Source organism: Bacillus sp. SD075 (genome assembly GCF_017355165.1).
Taxonomy (GTDB): domain Bacteria; phylum Bacillota; class Bacilli; order Bacillales; family DSM-1321; genus Peribacillus.
Map to the genome: position 1 here is coordinate 149,535 of NZ_JADILK010000002.1, position 16,011 is coordinate 165,545.

14 protein-coding genes, 1 tRNA gene and 1 riboswitch are annotated in these 16,011 nt (G+C 37.9%); of the genes, 2 read left to right on the top strand and 13 right to left on the bottom strand.

Going from position 1 to position 16,011, the window contains the following annotated elements:
- Positions 1-105: 105 nt before the first annotated feature.
- Positions 106-1,245, bottom strand: coding sequence for a tRNA epoxyqueuosine(34) reductase QueG (queG, locus tag IOC57_RS02805; protein WP_207437318.1), 1,140 nt, complete (start codon positions 1,243-1,245; stop codon positions 106-108).
- 105 nt (positions 1,246-1,350) lie between these two features.
- Between queG and IOC57_RS02810 the strand changes: the two genes are divergently transcribed.
- On the top strand, positions 1,351-2,019 hold the full coding sequence (locus IOC57_RS02810; protein ID WP_207437319.1) for a B3/B4 domain-containing protein: 669 nt from the start codon (positions 1,351-1,353) through the stop codon (positions 2,017-2,019).
- Positions 2,020-2,083: 64 nt separating this feature from the next.
- Here IOC57_RS02810 and IOC57_RS02815 read toward each other — a convergent pair whose 3' ends face one another.
- The 12 genes from IOC57_RS02815 to mgtE all read right to left on the bottom strand — a co-directional run bounded on the left by IOC57_RS02815 (position 2,084) and on the right by mgtE (position 13,841).
- On the bottom strand, positions 2,084-3,343 hold the full coding sequence (locus tag IOC57_RS02815; protein WP_207437320.1) for an MFS transporter: 1,260 nt from the start codon (positions 3,341-3,343) through the stop codon (positions 2,084-2,086).
- Entirely contained in the window at positions 3,340-3,819 is a 480-nt protein-coding gene (locus IOC57_RS02820; protein ID WP_207437321.1) for an SAM-dependent methyltransferase, read from the bottom strand. The genes IOC57_RS02815 and IOC57_RS02820 overlap by 4 nt, the downstream gene beginning before the upstream one ends.
- Positions 3,820-3,876: 57 nt before the next feature.
- Positions 3,877-4,233: a tautomerase family protein gene (locus IOC57_RS02825; protein ID WP_207437322.1), complete on the bottom strand. Its 357-nt coding sequence runs from the start codon at positions 4,231-4,233 to the stop codon at positions 3,877-3,879.
- Complete coding sequence (locus IOC57_RS02830; RefSeq protein ID WP_207437323.1) at positions 4,220-5,011, bottom strand: class I SAM-dependent methyltransferase; 792 nt, start codon at positions 5,009-5,011, stop codon at positions 4,220-4,222. Before IOC57_RS02830 ends, IOC57_RS02825 begins: the two co-directional genes overlap by 14 nt.
- 6 nt (positions 5,012-5,017) lie before the next feature.
- A complete protein-coding gene (locus IOC57_RS02835; protein ID WP_207437324.1) occupies positions 5,018-5,725 on the bottom strand; it encodes a hypothetical protein in 708 nt (235 codons plus the stop codon).
- A gap of 8 nt (positions 5,726-5,733) precedes the next feature.
- Positions 5,734-7,194 carry a radical SAM protein gene (locus IOC57_RS02840; protein WP_207437325.1) on the bottom strand — a complete coding sequence of 487 codons (1,461 nt, stop codon included), beginning with the start codon at positions 7,192-7,194 and terminating at the stop codon, positions 5,734-5,736.
- Between the two features lie 14 nt (positions 7,195-7,208).
- Positions 7,209-8,516, bottom strand: coding sequence for a radical SAM/SPASM domain-containing protein (locus tag IOC57_RS02845; protein WP_207437326.1), 1,308 nt, complete (start codon positions 8,514-8,516; stop codon positions 7,209-7,211).
- Positions 8,517-9,566: 1,050 nt separating this feature from the next.
- A tRNA-Gly gene (locus IOC57_RS02850) sits at positions 9,567-9,640 on the bottom strand.
- A 186-nt stretch (positions 9,641-9,826) separates the two neighbouring features.
- Complete coding sequence (locus IOC57_RS02855; protein WP_141993796.1) at positions 9,827-10,240, bottom strand: YbjN domain-containing protein; 414 nt, start codon at positions 10,238-10,240, stop codon at positions 9,827-9,829.
- A gap of 64 nt (positions 10,241-10,304) precedes the next feature.
- Positions 10,305-10,571, bottom strand: a complete 267-nt coding sequence (locus tag IOC57_RS02860) for a hypothetical protein (protein ID WP_207437327.1) — start codon at positions 10,569-10,571, stop codon at positions 10,305-10,307.
- Positions 10,572-11,049: 478 nt separating this feature from the next.
- The gene (locus IOC57_RS02865) at positions 11,050-12,078 is read right to left on the bottom strand and encodes an NADP-dependent oxidoreductase (protein ID WP_207437328.1); all 1,029 of its coding nucleotides are present in this window, start codon (positions 12,076-12,078) and stop codon (positions 11,050-11,052) included.
- Positions 12,079-12,482: 404 nt separating this feature from the next.
- A complete protein-coding gene (gene mgtE / locus IOC57_RS02870; protein ID WP_207437329.1) occupies positions 12,483-13,841 on the bottom strand; it encodes a magnesium transporter in 1,359 nt (452 codons plus the stop codon).
- Between the two features lie 269 nt (positions 13,842-14,110).
- A riboswitch (M-box (ykoK) riboswitch) is annotated at positions 14,111-14,276 on the bottom strand.
- A 342-nt stretch (positions 14,277-14,618) separates the two neighbouring features.
- On the opposite strand from mgtE, the gene IOC57_RS02875 reads away from it, so the two are divergent.
- Positions 14,619-15,965 (top strand): alpha/beta hydrolase family protein, encoded by a 1,347-nt coding sequence (locus IOC57_RS02875; RefSeq protein ID WP_207437330.1) that lies wholly within the window; start codon positions 14,619-14,621, stop codon positions 15,963-15,965.
- Positions 15,966-16,011: the final 46 nt, after the last annotated feature.

Consider the following 16,011-nt stretch of genomic DNA (forward strand, 5'->3'; position numbering starts at 1 on the left):
TTTAAGTCTAAGAAAATTACTATAGGGGTTTTCTTGAAGGCAGCGAAATATCTAAATCAAAAAGCCGCCTCGATACTATTTACCGGAGCGGCTACATCTTATATATCATTTTGTTTCCAAGGTAAACTGCAGCCCTTTCTCAATTTCCGCCAGTACCTCTTCATCCGTTTCCTTCATTCTTGCTTCTTCCAAAATGGAAATGGCCTGCTCCCGTCCAATTTTCCCAACTGCCCAGGCCGCCGTTCCCCGAATGACGGGCCGAGGATCATCCTTCATCACCTGTATCAATTTGGGCAATGCCGTTTCATCTTTGAAGTGGGCCAATGCTAAAATGGCATTTCGTTGGATTGGTTTTTTTCCGCGCCAAGAGCCGGATACATGGCCGTATGTCTCTTTAAAGTCACGATTTGAAATCGTAAGCAGTGGTTTCAACAGCGGTTTCGCAAGTTCAGGGTCGGGTTCCATCTCTTCATGAAAATGAAAATCCCTTCCTTTGTTTTTCGGACAAACGGTCTGGCATGTATCACATCCATATAAACGATTGCCTATTTTTGTCCTGAACTCATCAGGGAGGAAGCCTTTCGTCTGCGTTAAGAACGCAATGCAACGCTTGGAATTTAGTTGCCCGCCCTGAACGAGTGCACCAGTCGGGCAAACATCGACACATTTATTGCATGTCCCGCATTGATCTTCCATCGGCTGATCCGGTTCAAATGGCAGGTTGGTAATCATGTCGCCCAGGTATACATAAGACCCGAATTCAGGAGTGATGATCATACTGTTTTTTGCACTCCAGCCAATCCCTGCACGCTCAGCCACTGCCCTATCTGATAATTCGCCCGTATCAACCATGGACTTCGTCATTGCCCCTGGCACTTTATCTTTAATGAAATCCTCAAGTAACTGCAATTTATTACGAAGAACGGTATGATAATCCGTTCCCCAAGAAGCCCGGCAAAAGATCCCGCGACGCTCACCTTTTGTACTTTGCGGAGCATCCTTCAATTTCGAGGGATAAGCAAGCGCAATCGAAATGATAGATTGCGGTTTATCGAATATCAAGTCAGGCCTTACCCTTTTTTCTATATCGGCTTCTTCAAACCCTGACTGATAATCCAGTTCCTTTTGACGTATCAGCCGGCCTTTCAATTCGGTAAAAGCCGTGGCCGATGTAAAACCGATTTTATTGATGCCGATTTCCTTACTATATAAAATCACTTCTTGCTTGAATGTGTTCATATCCATATTAATCACCTACGTTCATTCAGTATTCCCATTGAAGCTTGAATTCATTTCAAACCATTGCTTTCTATGATAAACTAATTGCAATCATTTTTGGAGGTGAAACGCTTGGAAATTACCGTATCGCCTAATCTTAACGGTAAAATCCCTCAATTTAAAGTTGGGATCATTACATATGAAAACATCGAAGTAGGTCCCTCCCCGCAAATGGTGAAAGGGAGACTTCAACTATTTCAGGAAGCTCTTTTCTTCGACCTTGAGGAAAAGGAATTGGCCGATTTTTCCGGCATTAAAGTCTGGCGGGAGATCTTCAAAGCTACAGGCACAAACCCGTCGCGGTATCGCCCCTCCGTTGAAGCCCTTTACCGCCGCGTAAAAAAACAAAATTACTTGACACCCATCCATTCAGCCATCGATTTGAATAACTTCTTCTCGCTGTTATATGAAGTTCCGATCGGCATTTATGATGCGGAAAAATTATCAGGAGACATCTTGATTAAGATTGGCGAGGGGTCAGATGGTTATGACGGTTTGAACGGCCGCTTGAATTCCATGGGGAATATGATTACATCAGCCGATCATGAGGGCGCATTCGGAAGCCCTTACGTTGATTCAGAACGCACGAAAGTCACGGAAGAAACGAAAAAAGCCATCCAAATCATTTATTTACAGCCCAATACTCCAATTACGGAAGCAAATCAGCTAACGAAATCCTTGATGGACATGTTCCTTGAAATCCACGGTGGCGAAGGGACTTACTCGATTGTGGAAGGATAATTAAAATTGAATGGAAATAAACCCTTTCCACAATCGGAAGGGGTCTTTTCATGATTTCATCCCGTTATGCTGAATAGCTTTGATTGACGCTTTTTTTCGGTATAAAATACATGGCAGCCATTGAAGCAATTAGTATTATTATACCTTGGGATACGAATAACAACCTTGATGATACCAATTCACTCAATATTCCAAGCGTGATGTATACCAATAAAGCAAATATTGAAACAAAGGTGGTGTAAAAGGAGTGAACTCGCCCTTGAACTTCTATATTTACCTGGTATTGTATAGTTGTTAAATAGGCAATGCGGGTTTGAAATGTGCATCCTACCAAAAAATACCCTAAAATGCCTGTAAATAGATTAAATGATAAAGAGAAGAACAGGATGCTGCACCCTAAAATTCCAATCCCCCCCACCAAAGTAAACCAATTTCCCATTCTTTTTACAATGGCAGGTAAGAAAAATCCCCCTACTATTGCTCCTAGTGCAAAGCCTGCATCTATATATCCAAAGCCGGCAGCCCCTACTTTTAAAACATCTTTTGAGAAGATCGGTAGCAGAGAATTTATCGTTCTAAGCGTAATTGGATAAGAAAGCATGATAACATAAAGAATCCAAATTTGCCTATTATGTAGAATATACCGATACCCCACCTTTAATTCTTCGATGAATTGTTCGAAAAACTTGGTTTCTTTTACTTCCATACCCTGCTTTTGATTCGTTTTATAGGTAGATTTCGGCATTAATAGAATGCATATCCCAGATACAAAAAATGTCAATCCATTAATAAGCATGACCCATACAGGTTCATATAATGCAACGATAATTCCTCCTATTCCCGCTCCTACAACCGAACCTATTTGTGCTGTTATTTGAGTGGTGCTATTTGCAGTCAGCAAAAGGGAACGAGGTATTATTTCTCTGATTAATGTTACAATTGTCGGTTGGAACAGGACATCTCCTGCCGCTACCAAGAATGTCATTAAGTAGATATGCCAAATGTTCAAATCACCCATCCACCAAATTATCGGTATAATTAATAAAACCAGTGCTCTAAAAAAATCTAAAAAACCAGCAAGTATCCTTTTATTTAACCGATCTACCCATACTCCCGAAAAAGGGGATAAAATGATTCCTGGAATGGAAGAGCATATAAGGATGATCGCAATAGTATAATTAGATTGGGTCATGGTCAATCCAAGCCAACTACTTGAAATAAATTGCATTCCATTACCAAAAAAAGAAAAAGTGGTAGCAATAAAATAAAGAAAATATGCACGATTTTTGAAAAGTTCTTTTCTTTCCTGAGAAACGCCGCTCATTTTGTTAGCGCATTACTATAATAGTTTTCCATTACCTCTTTTGACCAATTGGGTTGTTTAACTTGGCCAATCGGGCCAAATTCAGCCATATACGGTTTAATATCCAAAACAGGCGTTTGATCAATGGCATCCAAAGCCCTTACAGTTATCTTTAGACCGTCTACTTTTAACACCTCACATCTTGATACACCAATCTGATTTGGCCGGGCTTTGGCCCTCTGAGAAAAGATACCCACCTTTGGCCAGTCCGTTCGATTTCTTGGATGCCTGGCATTGAACTGAATTTTGTCAGGGTCCACTTTATTCATATAAAATATGACTTCGATATGTGAAAATTGTTCTAATCCAAAAAGGCAATCTTCCTTGAATTTAGTGCGATCCAAAATTATCTCAGAAATTACTTCTCCCCAATAATCATCTTCTAAACTGACTCTATTATTTTTGATTAAACCTATTGGTTCAATAAGTAATGACATTTCGCTTCCTCCTCAACATGCAAAGTTTAAATTCAAAATGGATTCATTTAACAATCATTAATTCCCTTCCCATAATTCACCTCTTACCATTAAATGACCAGGCTCTATTCGAAAACATGAAATATATATACTCTCTTTATCACAGCTACAAGCTTGGGTAATTACATTACTAATAATCTCTATAATCCCTTTTATTTGTTGTTTATTATAGGAATTTTTACAATAAATCATAATCACTGGAGCATTGTTACCATTCAAACCCCATTCTGGTTTATGAAAACTTTCCTGTTGATGCCAAAATGCCCATGCATGCCCTACTGGTATATCAAGATGATCTGTTACCCGGTTACAAATATCACTTAAGATATTTGTATCCGGGCAAGAGTCTGGACTGTAAAATTTAATGATCGGCATGATTTTTTACCTTTTCAGCCAATATTAGGTTTGTTTTAATGGGAAAATAAAATTCATTCTCGATCTTTTTAATACCCATTTCCTCCAAGTAACTCAATGGAGCATCATTCAATGCATCTCGAATGGCATGTTCTGCCTCAATCCCTGAACTAGCTATTTCACACCAACGTTTTACCGGAACCCCTGTTTGAGATTCTGATTGATCCTTAATTATTTCAACATTCTTATAGTCGCTCTGATCAAATATGCGCTTCCAATCTTCGGCACTATAACTTTTAATGTGAGTAGGATCGTGTAAAAGTTCTAGCTTATGATTAAATTTATCAATCTCATGATTATCATATCCAGCTAAATCTATAATGATTACATGCCCTCCAGGATTTGTGATCCTATACATTTCACTAATGGCCTTTTGTATATCATTAAAATGGTGAGGTGCTAATCTGGAAATGACCAAATCAAACGTTTCATCAGGAATGGGCAATTCTTCAGCAAACCCATGAATAGTCTTGTAATTGGTGATTCCCTTTTTCTCTGCGGAAGATTTTGAAATATCCAGCATATTTTTCGATGGGTCAACAGCCGTTATATTAGTGCTGATATGACTGAAGGAAAGACCGAAATGTCCAGCTCCACATGCTATATCACAAATTTTTCCAATATCCCAATTTTCACTTTTTTCATGTGCCAATTTAATTGTTTGACTCATTTTATGAACTTCACTAGTTGAGTATTGAGTTGCAATTTTATCAAATCTCTCACTGCTAACATTCTTCATTTTTGTTTACCTCCACTTTCCAGTTTTATCTATCCATTTATTTAGCAAAGATATTAAAAAGTCCACCGGCTTTTCTTGAGTTTCCTCTTTGATTGCTAGAGTATGTCCATAACCTTCAAGAATGGTGCATGAAGCATTTTTCACACCTGCTTCTTCCAAGAATTTTAGTGATGTATTAGAATAATCTTCAGGAGGGATTGGTAACAGTTCTCCTTCATCACCCATATATGCTATATAATCATGTGATCCATAGATTAAATGAATATTGTTAACCAGGCCATAATTAACCGGTTCACTCTCAATCACGCATCCTATAAGTGCCGCCCCTGCATACGGTTTATTCAAATTTTTTAAAACGATTTGACTGCCAAGTGACATGCCGATTACTACAATTCGATCCCAACCAAAATTCTTAACAATGGACGAGTTCAAACAATTTTTCAAGACGTTCTCGCGTTCGGTAATATGTTCCATGGTAGCAGGGGCCTTCCTATCATTTCTTACTGGCATATCAGGCTGTAATACTCCATAACCTAGAGTGGGCAGTGCTGAAAAAAGGGAAGAATAAAATGCTAGTTCACCTTCTGCACCCTCTTCATTAAATTTCCCGAATTGCCCCGATGGTACAATTATGCAAAGGCCCTTTGCATTTTCAGGTATGCTCACTTTCATTCTTATTATTGTTGACTCAATATGCATTTGATGAACTTCCATGTAATCACCTAAAATCTACGACATAACGGCTCAGAATAAGAACCGATTTTTTGGTGGAAATATACACTAATGATTTCCTCGTGTAACGCCTCCCCATTAACAGTCGGCAGGATTACATTCTCTACTTCATTTATTGAAACAAGTTCTTTTTGTTCTAATTCACTGAATATGGTTTGATACGGTTCGTCTTCTAACAAATCGACACCATACTGATTTCGGAAGCGGACTAAATCAATGGGTTGATTTGATTTAAAATTAAAGCCCAAAGCTGAGGCAACAGCTTCATGACCAGATAATAATCGACCGTAAGCTAGTGGAACATTATCATCATTTTTCATATGCTCAATATACTTTTTTATATCAGGAATATTATGTGTTTGAATAACTTGGTCACTTCCTCCGGTTAACCAGCCATATGCTCCTGGACCATATGCAATCATCGAATCATAACGCTGCCATTTATTCCGGGAAACCCGGGGTATATTGCCTTCAGGATAAACATTCGGCTTACTCCACCACCCACAAGGACTAGGTTGATAGCCAAATTCCATAAAAACTTTCAAGATTTCTTCCCGCATCTCATAAGTTTGAAGCAGAGTGGGGAATAACCCCTTTTCTTCAATTTTTTCACGAACTGAAGGGATATTCCAAGCTGAACGATTACCTATCCCCATACTCTGCCTATCGGCATTTCTCAATCGATAGATTGTTATAGTAGGCACACCTAACCCACACAAAACCCTAATATCGGCTGCAACTGACTTCGGCGTTTGATAAGGCAATCCGAACATAATATCCACATTAAATGGTTTATCTGTTGCAAGCAGTTTTTGAATTGCATTAAGTGACATATCCCTATCATGTTTTCTTCCTACAAATTGATTCACTTCATTCTGCAGAGATTGGACACCAACGCTAAAACGATTGAAACCTATTTCTATTGCGTGTTCAAGTTCATCATTTTGATAGTTGTCCGGATTACCTTCAAGAGACAATTCACAATCATCACTCACATGATAATTTTCCCTAACATGACTTATTATCTTTTTTAAATGGGCAGGGCTTAACAAAGATGAGGTGCCGCCACCCATGTAAAATGATTCTATTTTAGCTCTACTTATCCATCCTACATTTTTCAAATAGCGGTTAGATTCTTCTATTAGTAATTCTGTCCATTGGTCTAACACTTCAATTTGGTTACCATCTTCAGGCAATAGTTGTTTAACATAATTACAGAAATGACAGATATATGAACATATAGGTACATGAAAATATAAGTGAGTGGGTTTCTCAGCACCATCATGTAAAAGATACTTTTGATACACTTCCTCTTCAGTCAACTTTTCGCCATAATTTGCGGTAACATTTATGTTGTAATCATTTTTTTCGATTTGAAGTTCAGGATGCTTTTCCAATAATTTCCCCAAATTAAGTTCATTGCTTTCAGCTTCATTTAATTTTATAGACATTTAATAACCACCTTCTATAATGATTTTTTAGCCGTTAAAGTTAATTTGATATTATTGTTTTTTCTTTCATCCCAATATTCATTCGTTTTTAACATGAAGTTCTTAATGTATTCTGTAGCTCCACAACCTTTTTCATTATTTGAAACATTTTTAGCAAGAGGAGGGCACCTAAACTGGCACCAAATTCCTTCTTTATATACTTCACAACTTGTACAAGATTCATAGTCGTTGAACGTTATTGAACGAAAGCCAGAAAAACCGCGGTCCCATACATCTTTAAAGCTGCTTTCTTGTATATTTCCCCCTGCATATAATTTACCTGCCATACAATTACTACAAGGATATACATCTCCCGCACTGTTGATATATACGAATGACCTTCCGCATTTTTCTTGACCTGTAGCTTCCTCTAACCTTTGGCAAAAACTTATTGTTTGGACTGAATAAACTTCAGCAGCAGTTGAATCCATAACTTCTTGGTTAATCAATACATCGTAATCTTCCGGCCCTTGACTAAAACGTTCCATACAACGCCTATAAATATTGAATACTCTGTCAATATCATCGATTTTTAATAACATATCCGGATGTAATAAAGCTCTTCCTACTGGATGGGTTTCTAACCACTGCGGCCTAGGATATTCATTATCTACACACCACTGAAAAATATCCTCTATATCATCTAAGTTTTGACTATGTACAGATACCGCTGTCCGTAATGTATGACCATATTTTTTCATCCATTCGAAAGCACGTTTAAGTTTTGGATAGTTCATCCCTCCCCTAATTGTTCTTTCAGGAACGGCAGTATCAAAACTGATAAAGAATGATGCACCTGGTTTAATTCCTGCCAGTATTTCTTCTGTTATTAATAGGCCATTAGTGAAAATCTGAGTCGAAAAAGGTTTTTCTAATGCATAGTTAATAATTTTTACAGCATCAGGATGCGAGAAAATTTCTCCGCCTGTCAAGAATAATTGCAAGACTCCCAAACTTTCGAATTCATCGATCAGGCTTAAAATTCTTTCAGTGGACATCTCGTTCGGTCTCTTAAAGGCTGAATCAGCATAACAGTGCTTACATCTTAAATTACACAGGTTGGTTGTTTCTATGAACGCAATAGCCGGAGCACTTAAATGAAATTCTTCCAATTTTACAAGAGGATCATAGATGATGTATGGTTCGAAATCAAAGTTGGCAATTTCCCCCTTATTTATTCGAATTATTTCACTTTCAATATGCCTGTTTAAAAATTCCACCCTACCATCAGGAAGTAAAGCAACGATACCACCATCATTTATTTGATACGGAATTTTTTCCATTTATATTTCTCCTCTAATAAAATTCATATAAAGGACAGCTATACCCATAGCTGTCCTTTATATGAATAATTTTATTGTTGTGGCTTTTTAATTGCTTGCCCAGCACCGTTAGCAGCTAACACGATACCCTCTTTTGGTTTATCAAGATGAATTCGAGTCAAATCCTTAAATTCCATTTTCCTGTCACCTCCTCTTGATTTCAAAAATAATAATAGCATTTTTTTGAAAATTTAGAAGATAAAGTTATCGACATTTTTTTACAGTTATTATTAATGTAAAATATCAAATAAAAGAATTGTTCACATGCTTACCTCTAGTAATTTTCTGTAAATAATTTAAACGCAGACGAATCAGGAATTAAAAAAACGATGGGAAATTTAAGGATTTTCAGCAATTGTTAATAGAACTGTAGCCATGGACGGCTTTCTACCTTGGAGTTCTGTATGATTATTTAGTCATGGGTCTTAATTCATGGAATAAATGGTTTTTATTACGAATCACATAAACACTTTGTTTTACCACTATAATGATCCCTTTTAAATAGAGATGGAAAGGGGCATTATGGCGGGCTGGAAAGCAAAAAAGCATACACCTGTCCAAATTGATTCCACTAATGTAGGTAATCACTTTTGAACAAGTGTATGCTGTATAAAATTAGTACCATGTTTTAAAGATGGGAGGTATCTTAAAAAATGTTTTATTTTAAGATTCATTATACTAGTGCGCCAGTTCATCAGAAACACGACCCTTGTTACGGTAGAAGTAATCAAGACCTTCGTATTATTAATATCCATTCATCGGTTCCTAATTCTTCAATCTCTCCACCAAATTAAGTTCGAAATTGGAACAGATACCTATGCAATGGTTATCTTTGTCCATATTAATCCCCATCCCGTCCCATCAATTCGTATTTAAATGTAGGTAAAAAGAGATGGAAATGGCATTTGGACAATAAAAAAATCCCACTGTAAACAGTAGAATTCTTGTGAAAATATTTAAACGCAAAGCTTCGTTCTCCAGGTAACGAAACCCTACGTTATGAGTATGTATTGGAGCGGGTGAAGGGAATCGAACCCTCATCATCAGCTTGGAAGGCTGAGGTTTTACCACTAAACTACACCCGCATATCCTTGTAGAACTTTGTCGAATTACCAACAAAATTAATTATATAGTTTAATGTGAAAAAATGCAATAGTTCTTTTAAAAAAATTTAATAATTAATGTATTGTAACGTTAATATATTCATTCACTCTAGTAAAGATGTTAAAAAGTCCCCTGATTCAGAGAACTTTTTCATCCTATCTGATGATTTAAGACCAAATGACTTCCATTAGCCGCGGATAAACCTGCTGTGCCGTTTCAAGCAGCATGATTAACTTCCTGAAAGCCAGATCCGGTACGATATCCCGCTCAATGGAGTATGAATACCGGATGGAAATGGTCCCATTTTCTTCATACAGCTTGGAATACCTAAAATTAGCATTATATTCATTCAACAGTGTATGTACATCCTGTTTCTTTTCAGGGTTCTTCAACTCTGCGACATTAAAGCAAAATAAGTCCGCCACATTTTCATCTTGATTGAATGCAAATACTAAAAGGACCTTCCAGCCGTCCTTTAACTTTTGCTCAGCTCTAAAAAAGGTGGTGCCATCTTCATTCAACTCATTCATATAGATTTTCTCACTAGTTAAAAAATCACGAAATTTAGCAACGTTTGACATGGTTCATCACCTTTCTGTTTCTAAGTACATTTTATAATGAAAACCGGCATTTTTACAGACTTTTCTATAATTCAATCCTATTAACAGAGGCGAAGAAATCACCCTTAAATGAATGGAGGTCAATATGAACTCCCTTATTAGAATCAATAGATAGATTAGCCACTTGTTCCTCCGCAAAACTGAAGCGCTTCTCGAAGATCCAAAATTCCCAGGCGGATCTTTGAATATCTTCCATTTCGGCCACTCCTTTATTAGTATGTGAACTACCTTTACCTGCCGCTATCGCCATGGTTTCGAAAACATACAGCAGCTGAGCGAGCTTTTTTGCCAAATAGATTCCAGACTAGCCTTGTTTGTAAATATCTCACCAAGGGATACCTTGGAGACCGCTAATGATTCTATTGACTCAGCAGTGAAGGGTATGTCTGATGAGGGGACTTGAAATAATAAATAATATCCTTCATATGGATAAAAAGATACCACTAAAGGTATGAAGGATGATCAGTTTGTAGTCAAAAGGGGTTCTATTTTACAGCAAAGTAGATTGTAGCGGTGTGCGAGATTCCTGCGGGAAAAGCACGTCCAGGGGATACCTCGGCAGGGGCAAAGGCGCCGGGCGGACCGCCCGCCTGGAGGCAACGTTTAAATTAGACAAACCCGATTTCATCGAGTTTGTCTACAATCTGGAATTATATCTTATTATGAAAAGGAAAACAGCCTTTCCCCGTTTGAATAGCGAAAAAAAGCCGCTTTTATAAACTGCTTAAAGATCACGACAAAGGACATTCCTCAGTTTTATTTCCAAAATCTTATAGTTGAGCGAATTCAGGTTCCGCAACTTTTACAAGCTGTTTACCGAGGTTCGTTCCTTTAAACAAGCCTAAAAATGCATCAGGTGTGTTTTCGAACCCTTCAATAATCGTTTCTTCATACTTCAATTTTCCTTCTTGAAGCCACTTGCCTAAATCCGTAGCACCCTCTTGGAATCTAGCGGCATAATTTCCAATTGTGAAACCTTTCATAAGTGCACTTGTTTTGATCATCGCCGATTGCAAACGCGGTCCTAGATCTTTCCCTTCTGCGTTATATGAGGAAATCGCTCCGCATAATGGAATTCGGGCATTCGCATTCAAAAGTGCGAAAACAGCATCGGAAACCTCGCCGCCCACATTATCGAAATAAACATCCACTCCATCTGGAACAGCATTAGCTAAATCTGTCGCAAAACTATCACTTTTATAATTTACCGCTCCATCAAATCCAAGCTCTTTCGTTAAGTACTCAAGTTTTTCATCTGAACCAGCGATGCCAACAACCTTTGCACCTTTAATCTTAGCAATTTGTCCGACTACTGAACCAACAGCTCCAGCCGCTCCTGAAACCACTACAGTTTCACCCTCTTGAGGTTTACCAATATCAAGCAAACCAAAGTAAGCAGTTAAACCGGTCATTCCAAGAATCCCTAAATGAGTTGTGACCGGAGCCACCTTGGGATCAATCACGCGGATTTCCTTTTCGGTGACAACTGTGTATTCTGCCCAGTCGATATTCCCAACAACGACATCCCCCAGTTTGAAGGAACTCGATTTGGACTCAACCACTTCAGCAACAACGCCACCCGTGATAACCTTATTCAATTCAAATGGAGCAATATATGATTTAGTATCTTGCATTCTGCCACGCATGTATGGATCGACAGATAAATATAGTGTACGCACTAAAATTTCATTATCTTTTGGTGTGGGAACTTCACGCTCAACAAAGTTAAAATCCCCTTTCGAAGGCATACCTTTTGGACGGTTTGCCAGGGTGATTATTTGTTGTTTGGTTTGTGTCATCATTGTTCCTCCTTGGTTTTGAATACGTAATTTCGAAAAGAAGCGTATCACTGATAAAGTTCATAGGTCAAAGAATATGATTGGCTATTGCTCCCAAAAAACTCCTTATGCGGACTTTCCTGAAAACCTCAAACTCACTACAAGCTATTATGTCCATGTCTTTCATCTATATAAAGCTCATGAGTAAAAGGCTTTGTTGCCTCCAATGTTCATTTTAAGAATAAATAATGTATCTAGCACTTCCTGGAAAATTTAACGGCCTTTCCTTGTTTGTATACCAAGAAAAGGCCGCAGCTAGAAATACACTATTTTTATAAAATGTCAGCCTGGATAGTTTGTACTGAAAACATGAAGTCCATGTACGTCCTTGAAAATGTGAACTTAGTTTAATGGAAATGGATAGTCTACATCAATTTTGAAATAAACATCGTTGCAATCCCAAAGTAAATAAGTAACGAGAGTATATCATTTAGTGTTGTAATTAACGGACCAGAGGCAACTGCAGGATCGATGTTGAATTTATATAAGATCAGAGGAATAATGGTCCCAGCTAAGGTCCCGATAATTAGGGTCATCACCAGCGAACTTCCAACCACTAATCCCAGAACGGGATTTCCCTGCCAAATATAAGCTATGATGGAAATTAATATTCCACAGGTAATACCTATTATCAATCCAACTTTCAGTTCCCGAATAATAAGCCTGGTTACGACTCCTTTATCCGTATCACTGGTGATTAGGCCTCTTACAACAACAGCTAAAGATTGAGTACCTGTATTTCCAGTCATCCCCGCGATCATGGGCATAAAGAAAGCAAGTGCAACAACTTTGGACAATGTTTCCTCAAAACCGCTTATAATGGTTCCAGACACTAATCCGATAAATAAAAGTAAAATAAGCCAGGGTAGCCGACGGTATGCGGCCACGTGCGCCTTCGTGTCAAAGTCTATGGCTTTACCGGATGCCGATAATTTTTCAATATCTTCATTCGCTTCCTTAATGACAACATCAATAATATCATCGACGGTTACAATTCCTAATAACCCATTATTTTTTTCAACTACAGGAATTGCTAAAAAATCATATCGCTCAATAACACGAGCCACCTCTTCTTGGTCTTCATAAGCAGATACGGAAATAACCCGGCTATACATAATATCTTGAATTTTTTCAGATTCATCATTTATTATTAAATCCCGATATGACACAACACCTACTAATTTTTTATCATTATCAATAACATAAAGATAGTTGATCGTTTCCGAAAACTCCGCAAAGATCTTCAGTTTTTCAACAGCTTCACGAACCGTATAATGTTGGGGAATCCATACAAAGCGGTTTGTCATTATTCGCCCGGCCGTTTCAGGGGGATAATTCATGATATTTTGAACGATTTTTGATTCTTCTTGTTTCATGCCTGAAAGAAGTTCTTCGATTTTCCCTGGGGATAGGTCCTCTAACAATGAAGCTAGATCATCATTATCCATTAAATCCATTACATGGCCGGATTTCTCAATTCCTAATTTACTAAGGATTTTTAATTGATGTACTTTCTCAACTTCTTGAATCAGTTCAGCGATTTGATCTGAATCAAGTAATAACAAGAAACGAGTATGGTGTTTTTCTGGCAGCCCCTCAAAAATTCGCGCAATGTCATATGGTTGGAGTTCTTCTACTATTGCTTGGAACTCTTTCTTTTTTCCTTCTTTTAAAACTTTTATGATTTGTAAAGTTATTTGATCTTCCGTCAGGACTTTTATCATTTCGTCACTCACTCCTTTTTAGGGAGCTAAAAAATATTTCCCTTAAATAATAAGAGTAAAAAAATATTATTATTCCCCATCTAAAATCTTTGTGTTCATTCAAGTTTCATTAAGCTCATCGTGAATAGTTATCCACTATCCTCACCTCTTGTAAAAATAAAAACACCCCCATTACAAATGAAGGTGTTCAAATACGGTATATGCGTACCTTGTCTGGATGACAAATTCAAACAGCCGTATACGACTGAATGACAAATACAAGCATAAATCCAGTTCCTCCATTCGTAGAGCTTTAGCACTGTGTGGCATAGGACAAAGCCAGCTACATTAAAAACCACCTTATGTCGATGGTTTCTGTTGACCCATTGGCGTCTTTCGACATTTTTGGGCAGTAGCGTATCTCCTACACAGGAGCCTCACCTAACGAGGATATTTAATTTACACATCCACTCTAAAAGAGTTTCTTTTAGATGTCAATGTTTGATTCGAAAATTCTAAAGTACCATGAAAACAACACCGGCTTAAACGCCTTCGATTAAAACTGACCGTTTGAATGTCACATCGATATTTTTTACCCCCTCAGTTCACCCTTAAGTACCACCATTTAAAAGGATACAACGGAAGAATAAACGCAACCTCAAGGGAAAATATTGGATATTTATAGTGGGACTTACTTATAATGAAGACGGATATGAATGACTGAAACAAAAAAAGGTAGATGTTCTAATAAAAAAATACCTTTTTTCCCTAATTATTTAAAGAAAGGAAATAGCTCAAATGAAAAGACCTTTTTCGATTATATGTATTATCGTAAGTGCATTTGTATTAATGGTAGGGTGCAGCACCGAGGACATGGTACAGATGGAAAAGAAATCTAAGGAAGGGAGCTCGCTGAAAGCTATTGAAGGCAGGTGGGAGGGAGAGATTAAGATTCCAAATCAACCGCTTCCATTCATTGTTCATTTTATGAAGGAAAATGGAACGATTAGTATTCCTGTACAAGGGTTGAATGAATTTCCCCTAACAAGTGTAAAGTTAAGTAAGTCAGACTTGTTTTTTGATATGAAAATCCAAAATCAGCAAATAACGTTTGATGGGAAAGTAGATCAGGAAAGGATTGCCGGAACATTTGTTCAAAAAGGGCAAACGTTCCCCTTTGAATTGTTTAAGAAATCCGATGATCAGGCAGCTGAAGAAAAAGAATCAGGTGAAATCGTGCAGGCCGACTTGAAGAACGGAACCATTAAAGGCCTTTTAGAAACACCAAAAAATGAAGGGCCTTTTCCTGTGATGATTATAATTGCGGGTTCCGGTCCGACCGATAAAGATGGTAACACCATTGCAAATCCCGGGAAAAATAATAGTTTGAAAATGCTAGCCGAAAGTCTTGCTGAAAAAGGCATCGCAAGCATTAGGTATGATAAGCGCGGAATTGGTGAAAATATGCAATTGGCAGGAAATGAAAAGGACCTGAGATTTGAACAATATATTGATGATGCAGCTGCTTGGGTTCAATTTGCCAAAAAAGATGGCCGGTTTTCCAAAGTCGGCATCATCGGCCATAGTGAAGGCTCTTTAATTGGAATGGCAGCTGCAAAGAAAACAGAAACAGACATATTCATTTCATTAGCGGGTGCAGGCGAACCTATTGACCAAGTACTCATTAAACAGCTTGGAGAGCAACTTACACCGACGTTATTAACGGAATCCAAGGATATACTGGCAAAGCTAAAGCAAGGAAAACAAGTCGAGACAGTCAGTGCTGATTTGCAAAGTGTATTCCGTCCTTCCGTTCAGCCTTACATGATTTCTTGGATTCAATATGACCCGATAGAATCAGTAAAGGAACTGAATATCCCTGTTCTAATCGTAAACGGCAATAGAGACATTCAGGTGCCTGCTGCTAACGCACGAGCGTTACATAAGGAAAAAAGCGATTCTGAGTTACTTATACTTGAAAAGATGAATCATATATTGAAAGAAGCCCCTGCAGATCGAAAGGGAAATTTAGCAACCTATACAAATTCCGAACTGCCATTATCCCCTGGATTGGTGAATGGAATTATTGAATTTTTAAACAAAAATGACATCACCAGTAACGACGATCATAGTAAGGACAATTGAGAATCCTGTCTCCCCCGGAGTTCGCACAGCTCTACACAAATGATCC

Coding starts and splice junctions, on each gene's coding strand:
- IOC57_RS02825 (WP_207437322.1), bottom strand. CDS start 4,233: ATGCCGATCATTAAATTTTACAGTCCAGACTCTTGCCCGGATACAAAT.
- IOC57_RS02820 (WP_207437321.1), bottom strand. CDS start 3,819: ATGTCATTACTTATTGAACCAATAGGTTTAATCAAAAATAATAGAGTC.
- IOC57_RS02845 (WP_207437326.1), bottom strand. CDS start 8,516: ATGGAAAAAATTCCGTATCAAATAAATGATGGTGGTATCGTTGCTTTA.
- queG (WP_207437318.1), bottom strand. CDS start 1,245: ATGGATATGAACACATTCAAGCAAGAAGTGATTTTATATAGTAAGGAA.
- IOC57_RS02865 (WP_207437328.1), bottom strand. CDS start 12,078: ATGACACAAACCAAACAACAAATAATCACCCTGGCAAACCGTCCAAAA.
- mgtE (WP_207437329.1), bottom strand. CDS start 13,841: ATGATAAAAGTCCTGACGGAAGATCAAATAACTTTACAAATCATAAAA.
- IOC57_RS02855 (WP_141993796.1), bottom strand. CDS start 10,240: ATGTCAAACGTTGCTAAATTTCGTGATTTTTTAACTAGTGAGAAAATC.
- IOC57_RS02830 (WP_207437323.1), bottom strand. CDS start 5,011: ATGAAGAATGTTAGCAGTGAGAGATTTGATAAAATTGCAACTCAATAC.
- IOC57_RS02875 (WP_207437330.1), top strand. CDS start 14,619: ATGAAAAGACCTTTTTCGATTATATGTATTATCGTAAGTGCATTTGTA.
- IOC57_RS02840 (WP_207437325.1), bottom strand. CDS start 7,194: ATGTCTATAAAATTAAATGAAGCTGAAAGCAATGAACTTAATTTGGGG.
- IOC57_RS02815 (WP_207437320.1), bottom strand. CDS start 3,343: ATGAGCGGCGTTTCTCAGGAAAGAAAAGAACTTTTCAAAAATCGTGCA.
- IOC57_RS02835 (WP_207437324.1), bottom strand. CDS start 5,725: ATGGAAGTTCATCAAATGCATATTGAGTCAACAATAATAAGAATGAAA.